At 64.6% G+C, this 12,842-nt stretch carries 14 protein-coding genes; 2 read left to right on the top strand and 12 right to left on the bottom strand.

Features of this window, described 5'->3' with window-relative positions; all coding sequences use genetic code 11:
- Positions 1–84: 84 nt before the first annotated feature.
- Complete coding sequence (gene trxA / locus VB618_RS07235) at positions 85–405, top strand: thioredoxin (protein ID WP_036354183.1); 321 nt, start codon at positions 85–87, stop codon at positions 403–405.
- A gap of 68 nt (positions 406–473) precedes the next feature.
- Here trxA and VB618_RS07230 read toward each other — a convergent pair whose 3' ends face one another.
- Positions 474–800, bottom strand: coding sequence for a hypothetical protein (locus VB618_RS07230; protein ID WP_329795917.1), 327 nt, complete (start codon positions 798–800; stop codon positions 474–476).
- A 96-nt stretch (positions 801–896) separates the two neighbouring features.
- Here VB618_RS07230 and VB618_RS07225 point away from each other — a divergent pair, with 96 nt between their 5' ends.
- Positions 897–1,787 carry a LysR family transcriptional regulator gene (locus tag VB618_RS07225; RefSeq protein ID WP_329795916.1) on the top strand — a complete coding sequence of 297 codons (891 nt, stop codon included), beginning with the start codon at positions 897–899 and terminating at the stop codon, positions 1,785–1,787.
- A gap of 63 nt (positions 1,788–1,850) precedes the next feature.
- On the opposite strand, the gene VB618_RS07220 is transcribed toward VB618_RS07225, so the two are convergent.
- From VB618_RS07220 to VB618_RS07170, 11 genes are all read right to left on the bottom strand, one after another.
- Positions 1,851–3,176, bottom strand: a complete 1,326-nt coding sequence (locus VB618_RS07220) for a bifunctional folylpolyglutamate synthase/dihydrofolate synthase (protein WP_329795915.1) — start codon at positions 3,174–3,176, stop codon at positions 1,851–1,853.
- Between the two features lie 70 nt (positions 3,177–3,246).
- A complete protein-coding gene (gene accD / locus VB618_RS07215) occupies positions 3,247–4,140 on the bottom strand; it encodes an acetyl-CoA carboxylase, carboxyltransferase subunit beta (protein ID WP_329795914.1) in 894 nt (297 codons plus the stop codon).
- A 167-nt stretch (positions 4,141–4,307) separates the two neighbouring features.
- On the bottom strand, positions 4,308–5,147 hold the full coding sequence (trpA, locus tag VB618_RS07210; protein ID WP_329795913.1) for a tryptophan synthase subunit alpha: 840 nt from the start codon (positions 5,145–5,147) through the stop codon (positions 4,308–4,310).
- A 166-nt stretch (positions 5,148–5,313) separates the two neighbouring features.
- Positions 5,314–6,534 carry a tryptophan synthase subunit beta gene (gene trpB, locus VB618_RS07205; RefSeq protein WP_329795912.1) on the bottom strand — a complete coding sequence of 407 codons (1,221 nt, stop codon included), beginning with the start codon at positions 6,532–6,534 and terminating at the stop codon, positions 5,314–5,316.
- A 63-nt stretch (positions 6,535–6,597) separates the two neighbouring features.
- Positions 6,598–7,257, bottom strand: coding sequence for a phosphoribosylanthranilate isomerase (locus tag VB618_RS07200; protein WP_329795911.1), 660 nt, complete (start codon positions 7,255–7,257; stop codon positions 6,598–6,600).
- Positions 7,258–7,266: 9 nt separating this feature from the next.
- Positions 7,267–8,214: an ornithine cyclodeaminase family protein gene (locus VB618_RS07195; protein WP_329795910.1), complete on the bottom strand. Its 948-nt coding sequence runs from the start codon at positions 8,212–8,214 to the stop codon at positions 7,267–7,269.
- A 9-nt stretch (positions 8,215–8,223) separates the two neighbouring features.
- Entirely contained in the window at positions 8,224–8,574 is a 351-nt protein-coding gene (locus VB618_RS07190) for a lipopolysaccharide assembly protein LapA domain-containing protein (protein WP_329795909.1), read from the bottom strand.
- 16 nt (positions 8,575–8,590) lie between these two features.
- Complete coding sequence (ihfB, locus tag VB618_RS07185) at positions 8,591–8,905, bottom strand: integration host factor subunit beta (protein WP_196263780.1); 315 nt, start codon at positions 8,903–8,905, stop codon at positions 8,591–8,593.
- Between the two features lie 26 nt (positions 8,906–8,931).
- The gene (gene sppA / locus VB618_RS07180; protein WP_329795908.1) at positions 8,932–9,897 is read right to left on the bottom strand and encodes a signal peptide peptidase SppA; all 966 of its coding nucleotides are present in this window, start codon (positions 9,895–9,897) and stop codon (positions 8,932–8,934) included.
- A gap of 191 nt (positions 9,898–10,088) precedes the next feature.
- Positions 10,089–11,786: a 30S ribosomal protein S1 gene (rpsA, locus tag VB618_RS07175; protein WP_329795907.1), complete on the bottom strand. Its 1,698-nt coding sequence runs from the start codon at positions 11,784–11,786 to the stop codon at positions 10,089–10,091.
- A 307-nt stretch (positions 11,787–12,093) separates the two neighbouring features.
- Positions 12,094–12,723, bottom strand: coding sequence for a 2-hydroxychromene-2-carboxylate isomerase (locus VB618_RS07170; protein WP_329795906.1), 630 nt, complete (start codon positions 12,721–12,723; stop codon positions 12,094–12,096).
- Positions 12,724–12,842 lie beyond the last annotated feature (119 nt).

Here is a 12,842-nt window from a genome sequence, read left to right as displayed (position 1 = left end):
ATTCCCGACAGGCCGGTTCTTACCTTGGCCCTATAGCCGAGCGGCTCGGACCTGAGTCGCGCTTCAAATGTCAAAGGTGATGTGATGGCGACCGTAAAGGTGACCGACGCAAACTTCGCGCAGGACGTCCTGCAATCCTCCGAGCCCGTCGTGGTCGATTTCTGGGCCGAGTGGTGCGGTCCCTGCCGCATGATCGGCCCGGCTCTCGAGGAGATTTCCGACGAGATGGCCGGCAAGGTGAAGATCGCCAAGCTCAACGTGGACGAGAACCCGCAGATCTCGTCCCAGCTCGGCATCCGGTCGATCCCAGCGCTCATGATGTTCAAGGACGGCAAAGTCGTCGCCCAGAAGGTCGGCGCCGCCCCCAAGGGCGAGCTCTCCCGCTGGATCCAGGCCTCGGCCTGATCGGCTGAGACAATCTGAAAATGACTAAAGGGGCCGAAAGGCCCCTTCTCTTTTGTCCCGCTTGGGACTCAAAGCCCCTCGGCATTGCCTGGAACGATCCTGATGATGCGGGAGCGGACCACCCCGTCGCTGGCGTTTCTCACGACGATCGCGCCGTCTTCCTTCGTCAGTGAGGAGCGGCTGTTCTGAAGGCCCCCATCCCAATCGAGCCTGTAGACATCTCCTTCGATTTGCCATGCTCCAGTCTGGATCTTGCCGCTCGGGAAGCGGGCGACCGCCCGGCCATCCGGCTCGAAGTAGAAGGCCACCTCACCGGCTCCATGAGGTGATCCGTCCGTTAGTCGATGGTAGACGGTGGCTCCGCGAATGAGGCCGTCGATCTGCTCTGCGTTCATTGAGGTCTGCTCCTTTGGCGTCATGCGCCTTCATAGGGAGCAGCAGATGCAGACCGATAGACGGATGGCGCCGATGATGTGTATAGGCTTGAGCCTATGATCCACCCTCTTGAGCCACGTCTGCTTCAGGCGTTTCTTGCCATCTACAGAACACGAACTGTGACGGCTGCAGCTGAAGCACTGCAGGTGTCTCAGCCCACGATGAGCGGGCACCTCCGGCGGTTGCGGGATCACTTCAGAGATAGTCTCTTTGTGCGCGGCCCATCGGAGCTGCTGCCGACGCCCCGGGCCGACAGCATCAAACCCATTGCCGAGCGAATTCTTGCGGATCTGGCGATCTTGAGCGCAGAGACCCATGTTTGGGATCCTTCAACATCCGATCGGCGCTTCCGCATCGTGGCAAGCGTGTACGCACAAACCGTCATCCTGCCTCGTCTCGATCTTATCCTGCGGACCCAAGCCCCGGGCATCCGCATCGCCATTGAAGAGCCTGGAGGAGCGAGCGATCCCGATGCCATCGATTTAGCTTTCTGGCCGCTCCATGCAGTGCCGCTCCATCATCGCATGCAGATCTTGTTCAGCGACCGGCTCGTCTGCCTTCACAATCCCCTAGCCGGCCATCCTGACGGACGCATGGATCTCGGCATGTTTTGTTCGCTTGAACACGTGCTCCTCGCGCCCGCTCCCTCTCCGCTTCATGACGCGGTCGACAAGGCATTGTCCAAGCTCAGCCGGAGGCGCCGTGTAGGGCTCACGATTTCGCAGCCCGGCAGTATCGGGCAATTGGTGCAAAACACAGAGCGCCTTGCGATCCTTCCCGGGCGGCTTGCCGCCTTGCTGTCAGGAAAAGACTTGCGTGTTTCTGCACTCCCGGTCGACATCGAGCCGTTTCAGCTCGTGATGAGCTGGCCGCCATCCCTTCACGGCGATCCTGGTCATCGCTGGTTTCGTGGAAAAGTTCTCTCCGCGACTAAGACGCTGCCGTAAGCACCATTTCAGGCAGGGCTGAAGCAGCCCATCGTGGGCGATCTCATGCCGAATGAGTGCGGGTCATTCCGGCAGCGTCCCGTTTGCCGCCAGCACCTCGCCGGCCAGATACAGCGAGCCGCAGATCAGCACGCGCGGCGGGCGATCCCAGACGTAGTTGTGGAGCGAGGCGAGCGCGGATTCGACGCTGGACGCAATCGAGGTGGTGAGCCCGACGCTTGCCGCAATGGTCGCGACTTCCTCGGCCGGGCGCGCGGCGATCTGGCCGGAAATCGGCACCGCGATCACCTCCCTGGCCAGCCCTGAAAAATTCTTGAAGAAGGCTGCCGAATCCTTGGTGCCGAGCATGCCGGCGATCAGCACCAGGGGCGCGTCCGAGCGCTCGCTCTGGTCGGCCATGGCGGCGGCGAGCACCCGGCCGCCATCCTGGTTGTGGCCGCCGTCGAGCCAGATTTCGCAGTCTTTAGGGGCGATCTCCGGCAGGCGGCCCCGGTTGAGGCGCTGCAGGCGGCCCGGCCATTCGGCGCGGGTGAGGCCCGCCTCGAAAGCCTGGGCCTCAAACTGCTCGAAGCCCGCTGCGCGCAGAGCAGCGATGGCTGTGCCGGCATTGACGAACTGATGGCGTCCGATGAGTTTTGGCCGCGGCAGGTCGAGGAGGCCTTTCTCGTCCTGGTAGACGAGGCGCCCGCCCTCCTCATGGACGGAGAAATCCTGCTGGCCGACGAGAAGCGGCGCGGCGCCGATGCGCTCGGCCTCGTCGCGCAGGGTCTGGTCGGCCTCCTGGTAATCCTGCGGCGCGATCACCGCCGGGCAGCCGCGCTTGAAGATGCCGGCCTTCTCTCCGGCAATGGCTTTAAGCGTCGTGCCGAGATACTCCGCGTGGTCGTGCCCGATGGGCGTGACCACGGCCGCGGCCGGCCTGTCGATGACGTTGGTGGCGTCGAAGCGGCCGCCGAGGCCTACTTCCAGCAGCAGCACGTCCGCGGGCTCTTCGGAGAAGATGAGCAGGGCAGCCGCAGTCGTGATCTCGAACACGGTGATCGGCTCGCCGGCATTGACCGCCTCGCAGCGGCGGAAGGCCTCGACGAGCCGGTCCTCGGTTACATAACGCCCTCCGCCGATGCGCCCGATCCGGATGCGCTCATGGAATCGCACGAGGTGGGGCGAGGTATGGACGTGGACGGCCAGCCCCGCGCTCTCCAGGATCGCCCGCATGAACGCGATGGTCGAGCCCTTGCCGTTGGTGCCCGCCACATGGATCACCGGCGGCAGGCGGCGCTCAGGATGTCCGAGACGGGCGAGCAGCCGCTGGATGCGCCCGAGCGACAGGTCGATGGCTTTGGGGTGCAGGGCGAGAAAGCGCGCAATCAGCGCATCGGAGGATTCCATTGCCCTGCTCCAAGCATGATCTGAAAAAGTGAGACCCGGTTTTTCAACAAGATCATGCGACAATAAAAAGTTACTCGGCCGCAACCGCAACGGCGGTCGTGCCCGGCGAAGCCACCGGTGCCTTGGTGAAGAGACGCGACAGGCGCGCAACGGTCGATTTCAGGTCGTGACGGTGCACGACCGCATCCACCATGCCGTGCTCCTTCAGGTATTCCGCGCGCTGGAAGCCGTCGGGCAGCTTCTCGCGGATGGTCTGCTCGATCACGCGCGGGCCGGCAAAGCCGATGAGCGCGCCGGGCTCGGCGAGATGCACGTCGCCGAGCATCGCATAGGATGCCGTCACGCCGCCCGTAGTCGGGTTCGTGAGCACGACGATGTAGGGCAGCTTGGCCTCGCGCAGGCGGCGGATCGCCACCGTGGTGCGGGGCATCTGCATGAGGGAGAGAATGCCCTCCTGCATGCGCGCGCCACCGGAGCCGGCGAAGAGCACGAAAGGAGTCTTCTTGTCGAGGGCCGTCTCGGCGCCCTTGATGAAGGCCTCGCCGGCCGCCATGCCGAGCGAGCCGCCCATGAAGCCGAAATCCTGCACCGCGAGGGTCATCGGCAGGTCCTCGACCCGGCCGAAGCCGACCTTGAACGCGTCCTGCTGGCCGGTCTTGGCGCGAGCGTCTTTCAGACGGTCTATATACTTCTTCTCATCGCGGAACTTCAGGGGATCGACGGCCACTTCGGGCAGCGCCACGTCGAGCCAGGTGGCGCCGTCGAACATGAGCTGCAGGCGCTGGGTGGCGGAGATGCGCATGTGGTGGTTGGAGCCGGGGATCACCCACTGGTTCGCCTCCACATCCTTGTGGAAGACCACCTGCCCGGTTTCCGGGCACTTGATCCAGAGATTGTCCGGCGTCTCGCGCTTGTTGAAGAGCGTCTTGATCTTCGGACGGACCACTTCGGAAATCCAGTTCATCGCTTTACCTTCCTGTCAGCATCTCGGAAGCCCTCATCCTGAGGAGGCCGTCGGCCGTCTCAAGGTCCCGGACTTGTCCGGGCATCAGGGTGTCTCCTGTGCTCTCTGGACCCTCCTTCGAGATGCAGCTGCGCTGCTCCTCAGGATGAGGGCCCTTGCTGTATGTATTAGGCCGCCGCGCGTTTTGCCACCGAGCGCACGCCTTCGCTCAATTCCTTCACCAGCTTCGTGACCGCCTCGACGGATCCTGCCGTTGCGCGATCCTCAGAATCGAGGGTGCCTCTCAGCGCATCGATCAGAGCCGAGCCCACCACGACACCGTCGGCGCCTTGGGCCACCGCCGCCGCGTGCGCCCCGCTCTTGACGCCGAAGCCCACCACCACCGGCAGAGGGGTGTGGCGCTTGATCCGCTCGACGGCCGTAGCGACCTTGCCGAAATCGGGCGTCGCCGCGCCGGTGATGCCGGTGATCGACACGTAGTAGACGAAGCCCGCCGTATTCTGGAGAACCGCCGGCAGGCGCTTGTCGTCCGTGGTCGGGGTGGCCAGCCGAATGAAGGCGAGACCTGCCTTGAGCGCCGGCAGGCACAGCTCGTCGTCCTCCTCCGGCGGCAGGTCGACCACGATCAGCCCATCGACGCCGGCCTCCTTGGCATCCACCAGGAAACGGTCGACGCCATAGACGTAGATCGGGTTGAAATAGCCCATGAGGATCACGGGCGTGTCCCGGTCCTCGGCCCGGAAACGGCGGATGAGGTCGAGGGTCTTGACCGTGTCCTGGCCTACTTTCAGCGCCCGCAGGCCGGCTGCCTGGATCGCCGGGCCATCGGCCATGGGATCGGTGAAGGGCAGTCCGAACTCGACGATGTCGGCTCCGGCCTTCGGCAGGTTCTTGAGGATTTCGAGCGAGGTCTCGGGATCCGGATCGCCCGCCATCACATAGGTGACGAGAGCGGCGCGGCCTTCCTGGCGGCACTTCTGGAAACGGGCTTCGATGCGTTGGGTCATGGGCTGCGTCTTTAGCATGAGAGGGAGCCGGGATGAAACCTGTTCAACGCCCAGCCTCCGAAGGGAAACGTCCTGCGTCATGGCCGGGCTTGTCCCGGCCATCCACGTCTTCAACCGCTGCAAAGACGTGGATGCCCGCAACAAGTGCGGGCATGACGGAAGGGTCTCAGACGATTTTTTCCTGCAGATGCTCGGCGATCTGGAACAGGTCCTTGTCGCCGCGACCTGAGATGTTGACCACCATCAGGTGATCCTTGGGCTTCTGCGGCGCGAGCTCGGCCACCTTGGCGAGCGCATGGGCGGGCTCCAGCGCCGGCAGGATGCCCTCCAAACGCGAGCAGAGCTGGAAGGCTTCCAATGCCTCGTCATCGGTGGCGGAGATGTACTGCACCCGGCCCACCTCGTGCAGCCAGGCATGCTCCGGGCCGATGCCCGGATAGTCGAGGCCGGCCGAGATGGAATGGGCGTCCGCGATCTGGCCGTCCTGGTTCATGAGCAGATAGGTGCGGTTGCCGTGCAGCACACCCGGACGGCCGCCGGAGAGCGAGGCGGCATGGAGGTTCGACAGGCCGTGGCCCGCCGCCTCGACGCCGTAGATCTCCACGTCCTTGTCGTCGAGGAACGGATGGAACAGCCCGATGGCGTTGGAGCCGCCGCCGATGCAGGCGACGAGCGAATCCGGCAGGCGGCCTTCCGCCTGCATCATCTGCTCGCGGGTCTCGGTGCCGATCACGCACTGGAAGTCGCGCACCATGGCCGGATACGGGTGCGGACCCGCCACCGTGCCGATGCAGTAGAAGGTGTTCTCGACATTGGTGACCCAGTCGCGCAACGCCTCGTTCATGGCGTCCTTCAAGGTGCGAGTGCCCGACTGCACCGGCACCACCTTGGCGCCGAGCATGTTCATGCGGAACACGTTGGGCTTCTGCCGCTCCACGTCGACCGCGCCCATATAGACGATGCATTCCAGGCCGAAGCGCGCGCAGAGAGTCGCGGTGGCAACCCCGTGCTGGCCGGCGCCGGTCTCGGCGATGATGCGTTTCTTGCCCATGCGGCGGGCGAGAAGGATCTGGCCCAGCACGTTGTTCACCTTGTGGGCGCCGGTATGGTTCAGCTCTTCGCGCTTGAAGTAGATTTTTGCTCCACCAAGATGCTCGGTCATGCGCTCGGCGAAATAGAGCGGGCTCGGACGGCCGATATAATGCGTGGAGAAATACGCCATGTCGGCATGGAAGGCCGGATCGTTCCTCGCATCCTCGTAGGCCTTTTCCAGCTCGAGGATGTTCGGCATCAGGGTCTCGGCGACGAAGCGGCCGCCGAACTGGCCGAAATGTCCGCGCTCGTCGGGACCGGTGCGGAAGGAATTGGGTTGGGCTTGAGCTGACACGGCCTGTCCTGCCTTGAAGATGAGAAGCGCGCCCGGAAAGAACGCACCGTCCTGTTCTAGTGTCTAGTGACGGGCAGCAGCGAATGCTGTCCGGGCGGCCCTGATGAAGGCCTCGATTTTGGCCGGATCCTTGAGACCCGGTCCGACTTCCACCCCAGACGACACGTCGACGGCCTGCGCCTTCGTGAGCCGGATCGCCTCCGCCACGTTGTCGGGGTTGAGCCCTCCTGACAGCATGAAGGAAACCTTGGGGTCAAGCCCGTTCAGCAGCCGCCAGTCGAAGGGAACCCCGTTGCCGCCGGGAAGCGCGTCCGCTGTGCGGGGCGGCTTGGCATCGAGCAGGATGTGGTCGGCGCCGGCGTAAGAGGTGAGAGCCTGCAGATCGGAAGGCTCCGCGATGCCGAGCGCCTTCATGACCGGCCGCTTGACCATGGAGCGGATCTCGGCCACGCGCTCAGGTGTCTCGCTTCCATGCAGCTGGATCAGGTCGGGGTCGATGGCCTCGACAGCCTGGGCGATGTCCTCATCGATGGGATCGAGCAGAAGCACCACCCGTTGGGTTCGGCCCCTTGCCTGCAGGGAGAGCTTGTGGCCGAGATCGAGACTGACGTGACGCGGGCTCTTGGAGATCCGCACGAAGCCGACCATGTCCGCGCCTGCGTGCAGGGCGACATCGACGGTCTCGGGCGTGGAGAGCCCGCAGATTTTCACCAGGTTGTCCATGAGGGGCTTTTACACCGCTTTTGCCAGCGAGCGCCACACCAGCATCGCCGCAGCCAGATCCTCCAGCGCCGCGCCCACGGACTTGAAGGCGGTGATCACGGCAGGCCCGCGATGAGGGGCGCTGCGGCACAAATCCGTCAGGGTGCCGCGAATGTGATCGTCCATGATGGCGCCCCGGTGCAGGGCCACCGCAACGTCGCCGCCCTCGGACTTGGCCGCCAGGGTGTCGATATACACCTGAGCCCGGCGCAGGGCCTCGTCATCGGCCTCGCGCATCTTGAGATTGAAGGCGCCTACGAGGTCGAGATGCGCGCCCTCCTTGAGCCAGGCACCCTTGACGACGGGCGCGGTTGAGAGCGTCGCGCAGGAGACGAGGTCGGCCCCACGCACGGCAGCCTCCAGGTCGGTCACGGCAGTGACGGGCAGGCCCTCGGCCCGGAGTTCCGCCGCGAGGGTCTCGGCCTTCTCGGGCCGGTGGTTCCAGAGCGCCACCTCGCGGATCGGCCGCTGGCTCATATGGGCGCGGATGAGGAAAGGGGCTAGCGCGCCCGCCCCGACCATCACCATGCGGCTTGCATCCTCACGGGCGAGAGTGCGGGCCGCCAGTGCCGAGGCAGCCGCGGTGCGCCAGACGGTGAGACGCGCACCGTCGAGAACAGAGATCGGCTCGCCCGTGGCACCATCCATCAGCAGGTAGGAGCCCATGACGCTGGGCACACTCTTAGTGCCATTCTCCGGAAAGACCGTGACGATCTTCACGCCGAGGAAGCCGCCCTGCATCGCGGGTCCGGTCCAGGACGGCATGAGCAGGAGCGTGCCGTGGGCGCCCGGACGCTCGATCTCGTGGTGATGCCGGACCGGCGCCACCATGTCGCCGCGAAAGGCCTCGGCCAGGGCATCGATCAGGGCTGGAAAGGTGAGAACCCGATCGATCTCGGCAGAGGTTATAACGCGCATGGAATGGTCTTAGATGCTTCGGGCCTGGGCGGGAATGGTGGCCGGCAGGTTCGTGTTCGAGGGCGTCTGCGCCTTCAGGCGCTCGGTCTCGTAGCGCAGCTGACGCGTCTCGCGCCTGAGCCGGCGGCGCGACTTGCGGTATTTTCCTTGCGCGAGCCAGCTCGCCATGCCGCCGATCAGGACGCCCAGCATCACGGCCGCGAAGATGACGGCGAACAGCGGCAGCTGGAACGCGAATTCCGGCGCTTCTTGCGAGAACGGGTCGAGGGACAGGGTCACCGGAGCCCGGTTCGCCACGGCGAGCAGGACGATCAGGATGGCGACCGGCAGGAGAATGAGCGCCTTCAGAAAGCGAATCACGAACACCTCTCGAGGTTTATTGGGCAGCCGCCGCCTTCATGACCTTCGGAGCCGGGGCATTGAGACGCTGGCGCATTTCCTTGCCCGTCTTGAAGACCGGGACGACCTTTTCGGAAATGGAAACGGATTCGCCCGTGCGCGGGTTGCGGCCCGTGCGGGCATCGCGCTTCTTGACCGAGAAGGCGCCAAAACCGCGCAGCTCGACCCGGTCGCCCCGGGCCAGTGCATCCCCGATGGTGTCGAGGATCGCATTCACGATCTTCTCCACGTCGCGCTGGTAGAGATGCGGGTTCTGCTCAGCGATCTTGAGCACGAGTTCGGATTTTATCATGGATGAGCTATATCTTTGACGTTGCTTTATTTTTCCAAAGGTTGCCAGACAGCCAGGAGGCCGTCAAGCCGCGCGATCTCCGCCTGCGCGGATATCCGGCGCATGGCCTCAGCCACCCGCTCGAAGCCGAAGAGATCGGCCGCAGTCGCGCTCATGGCGAAGATCGAGATGTCCCGATCCGAACTCGGCTCCCAATCGCGAATCGGCAGATCCTTGGCCACGCCCTTCTCCTGCTCGAGCCAGGCCACCGCGTCACGCTCGCTGCCGATCTTGTCGACGAGCTTGAGGGGCACGGCCTGACGGCCGCTGAAGATCTGACCGGTGGACGCGGTGGAGAGTTCACCCTCGTTCAGGCGGCGGCGCTCGCGCACCAGATTCTTGAACCAGTCATAGGTGTCGTTGACCACCGCCTGCATGGCAGCCCGCGCCTCCGGGGAGGTCGGGGTGAACGGGTTCGGCTCGGCTTTCAGCGGTGCGGATTTGACCGCCTCCACCTTCACGCCGATCTGGCCCATGAGACCCGTGAGATCGGGATACTGGAACAGCACGCCGATGGAGCCCACGATGGAGGTCTCGCGGGCCACGATGTAGTCGGTGGCCATCGCCGTGATATAGCCGCCGGAGGCGGCCGTTCCGTCCACGAAGGTGACGACCGGCTTCTTCTCGGAGAGCCTTCTGATATTGCGGAAGAGCTCTTCTGATCCCGTCGTGGTGCCGCCGGGGCTGTTGATGGAGATCACCACTCCGGAGACCGTGCTCGATTCGCCCACCCGCCGCATCAGGTCCGCAAGGCGCTGGTTGCCGGTGATCACCCCGTCGATGGAGATGCGGGCGATCTGGTTCTGGATTCCCCCATAGCCGGCCCGGTCGGCGGCGGCATAGCCGATGGCCGCAACGGCGGCGATCAGCCCTGAGAATCCCGCCACCCGCCAGAAGGAGAGCTTGCGGCGCAGGCGGCGGCGGTCGGCAATGGCTTCGGCATCGATGGACATCGGTTCGTCTCTCGAAATCGTCCCGGACTGGGTTCGCACTGGGTGCGAGGGGGAGCACCCTATTGCGAAGCCAGATAGGGCGGCAAGACAGGGGGCCAACAAAAAACCCGCGCGATCTCTCGCGCGGGTTCCTTCAAATGAAAATCCCCGGGCCGAGGGCCCGGGGATCCATCAAGCTCTTGCGAACTCGATTACTTCTTGTCCTTGGCCTTGAGGGCGGCGCCGAGGATGTCGCCGAGCGACGCACCCGAGTCGGCCGAGCCGTACTGAGCCATGGCTTCCTTCTCCTCAGCGACCTCGAGGGCCTTGATGGAGACGGTGACGCGGCGGGCCTTGCGGTCGAACTGCGTGACGCGGGCATCGAGCTTCTCGCCGGCGGCGAAGCGCTCGGGGCGCTGGTCGGCGCGGTCACGAGCGAGCTCGTTACGCTTGATGAAGGTGGAGAGGTCGGTGTCGACGATCTTCACTTCCAGGCCGCCATCCTTCACCTCGAGAACCTCGCAGGTGACGATCTGGCCCTTCTTGATCTCGCCGGCTTCGGCGAAGGGGTCGCCCGCAAGCTGCTTGATGCCGAGGGAGATGCGCTCCTTCTCGACGTCCACGTCGAGAACCTGAGCGCGCACGACGTCGCCCTTCTTGAAGTCGTCGATGACCTGCTCGCCCGGACGGTTCCAGTCGAGATCCGAGAGGTGGACCATGCCGTCGACGTCGTTCTCGAGACCGATGAACAAGCCGAACTCGGTCTTGTTCTTGACCTCGCCCTCGACCTCGGTGCCGACAGGGTGCTTCTCGGCGAAGGCCTCCCACGGGTTCTGGAGCGTCTGCTTCAGGCCCAGCGAGATGCGGCGCTTCACCTGATCGACCTCGAGGATCACGACCTCAACCTCCTGCGAGGTGGAGATGATCTTGCCCGGGTGGACGTTCTTCTTCGTCCAGGACATCTCGGAGACGTGGATCAGGCCTTCGATGCCGGGCTCGAGCTCAACGAACGCACCGTAATCGGTGATGTTCGTGACGCGGCCCTTCAGCTTCGCCTGAACCGGGTAGCGGGCGGCGATGCCCTCCCACGGATCAGCGAGCAGCTGCTTGATGCCCAGCGAGATGCGGTGCGTCTCGTGGTTGATCTTGATGATCTTCACCTTCACCGTCTGGCCGATGGTTACGACCTCGGACGGATGGTTGACGCGGCGCCATGCCATGTCGGTGACGTGTAGCAGGCCGTCGATGCCGCCGAGATCAACGAACGCACCGTACTCGGTGATGTTCTTGACCACGCCGTCGATGACCTGACCCTCTTCGAGGTTCGCCACGAGCTCGGAACGCTGCTCAGCGCGGCTCTCTTCGAGGACCGTGCGGCGCGACACGACGATGTTGCCGCGGCGGCGATCCATCTTGAGGATCTGGAACGGCTGGGACACGCCCATGAGCGGGGTGACGTCGCGCACGGGGCGGATGTCGACCTGGGAGCGCGGCAGGAACGCCACTGCGCCGTCGAGGTCGACGGTGTAGCCGCCCTTCACCTGGTTGAAGATGGTGCCGTTGACGCGCTCCTGGGCCTCGAAGGCCTTCTCGAGCTTCACCCACGACTCTTCGCGGCGGGCCTTGTCACGGGAGATGACGGCCTCGCCCAGGGCATTCTCGATGCGCTCGACATAGACCTCGACCTCGTCGCCGACGACCACGGTCTGGTCGCGGTTCGGGCCGGCAAATTCTTTCAGGGCGACGCGACCTTCGGTCTTGGCGCCGATATCGATGACCGCGACGTCTTTCTCGATCGCGACCACCTTGCCCTTCACGACCGAGCCTTCGCTGATCTCGTTCGTGCGGAAGGATTCTTCGAGCAGGGCCGCGAAATCTTCACGGCTCGGCTGTTGCAAAGCTGCAGACATAGGTTCTCCTGAATGGCCCTCGTTCAAGGGGCAACGCCGGCGGCTCGTGTTAACGGGCCGTTTCCAGCCGCCGCTGCCTGAGACGCCCCTTCAGGGCCATGTCCCGGGCATGCTGCTCTATCGAGCAGGCCGGCGTATCATCGACGGATGGAAACGCTTGTCCGACAGGATATTTTCGGAGCACCGCGAGGGCGCGGAACACGCACCCTGACAATTGAAACCGTCACTGTCCTGTCGGATGGGGGATCTCTTAACCCAATTGCCCCCGGATCACAAGAGTTTCAGGCTTTCGAGCCTGTGGCGGCCTTCAGCCCGGCCATTCCCCGCGCCGGGCCTGGGCCACGGCCCATTCCAGCGCCTGATCGAGCCGGTCGTTACCCCAGAACATCTCGCCGTCCTCGGCGAAGAAGGTGGGCGCGCCGAAGAGGCCCCGCGACTGCACCTCCTCGCCCATCCGGCGCAGGCGCATCTTGTTGGTCTCAGCCCCCGCCTCTACCAGGACGGCCTCGGCGTCCAGGTTCAGGGCGGTCAGGATGTCGGTGACGACCTGCGGGTCGGCGATATCGCGCCCTTGCGCAAACTGCGCCGTATAAACGGCCCGGGTGAAGGCCGGGGTCCAGCCCCGGTCGGAGCCGAGAAGCGCGACCCGCGCGGCCAGGAGCCCGTTCTGCGGGAAGGTTTGGGGCCGGTAGAAGGGCAGCCCGAGGCGCGCCGTCTCCCGCTCCATGTCGCGCCACATGTAGCGGCCCTTGGCCGGATAGAGGCTGAAGGGCGAGTTGTCCCAGCCTTGCGCCTTGAAGATCGGCCCGAGTAGGAACGGCCGCCAGACGAGTTCCACGCCCGCAGCTTCCGCCGCCGCTTCGATGCGCATGGCGGCGAGATAGGAATAGGTCGAGGCGAATTCGTACCAGAATTCGAGAACCGGCCGACGGTGCATGGGCGTCCCTCGCGACCAGAAAACCTAGAGGAGCTAGGCCAACTCCCGAACCGGCCATCCGCTCCGCATGAAGGCCTAGTCCATTCCGCTAGGTTACGGCAGCCTTTGGCTTTCCGGGC

The organism is Microvirga sp. CF3062 (assembly GCF_036314045.1).
Taxonomy (GTDB): domain Bacteria; phylum Pseudomonadota; class Alphaproteobacteria; order Rhizobiales; family Beijerinckiaceae; genus Microvirga.
Note: the sequence above shows the minus strand (reverse complement) of the source record. Positions and strands in the feature narration are given on the sequence as shown.

What these genes read in the sequence shown, in the direction of transcription:
- trpA (WP_329795913.1), bottom strand. Translation starts at nt 5,147, where the DNA reads ATGACCCAACGCATCGAAGCCCGTTTCCAGAAGTGCCGCCAGGAAGGC.
- VB618_RS07230 (WP_329795917.1), bottom strand. Translation starts at nt 800, where the DNA reads ATGAACGCAGAGCAGATCGACGGCCTCATTCGCGGAGCCACCGTCTAC.
- VB618_RS07200 (WP_329795911.1), bottom strand. Translation starts at nt 7,257, where the DNA reads ATGGACAACCTGGTGAAAATCTGCGGGCTCTCCACGCCCGAGACCGTC.
- VB618_RS07220 (WP_329795915.1), bottom strand. Translation starts at nt 3,176, where the DNA reads ATGGAATCCTCCGATGCGCTGATTGCGCGCTTTCTCGCCCTGCACCCC.
- ihfB (WP_196263780.1), bottom strand. Translation starts at nt 8,905, where the DNA reads ATGATAAAATCCGAACTCGTGCTCAAGATCGCTGAGCAGAACCCGCAT.
- VB618_RS07195 (WP_329795910.1), bottom strand. Translation starts at nt 8,214, where the DNA reads ATGCGCGTTATAACCTCTGCCGAGATCGATCGGGTTCTCACCTTTCCA.
- rpsA (WP_329795907.1), bottom strand. Translation starts at nt 11,786, where the DNA reads ATGTCTGCAGCTTTGCAACAGCCGAGCCGTGAAGATTTCGCGGCCCTG.
- accD (WP_329795914.1), bottom strand. Translation starts at nt 4,140, where the DNA reads ATGAACTGGATTTCCGAAGTGGTCCGTCCGAAGATCAAGACGCTCTTC.
- sppA (WP_329795908.1), bottom strand. Translation starts at nt 9,897, where the DNA reads ATGTCCATCGATGCCGAAGCCATTGCCGACCGCCGCCGCCTGCGCCGC.
- trxA (WP_036354183.1), top strand. Translation starts at nt 85, where the DNA reads ATGGCGACCGTAAAGGTGACCGACGCAAACTTCGCGCAGGACGTCCTG.
- VB618_RS07225 (WP_329795916.1), top strand. Translation starts at nt 897, where the DNA reads ATGATCCACCCTCTTGAGCCACGTCTGCTTCAGGCGTTTCTTGCCATC.
- VB618_RS07170 (WP_329795906.1), bottom strand. Translation starts at nt 12,723, where the DNA reads ATGCACCGTCGGCCGGTTCTCGAATTCTGGTACGAATTCGCCTCGACC.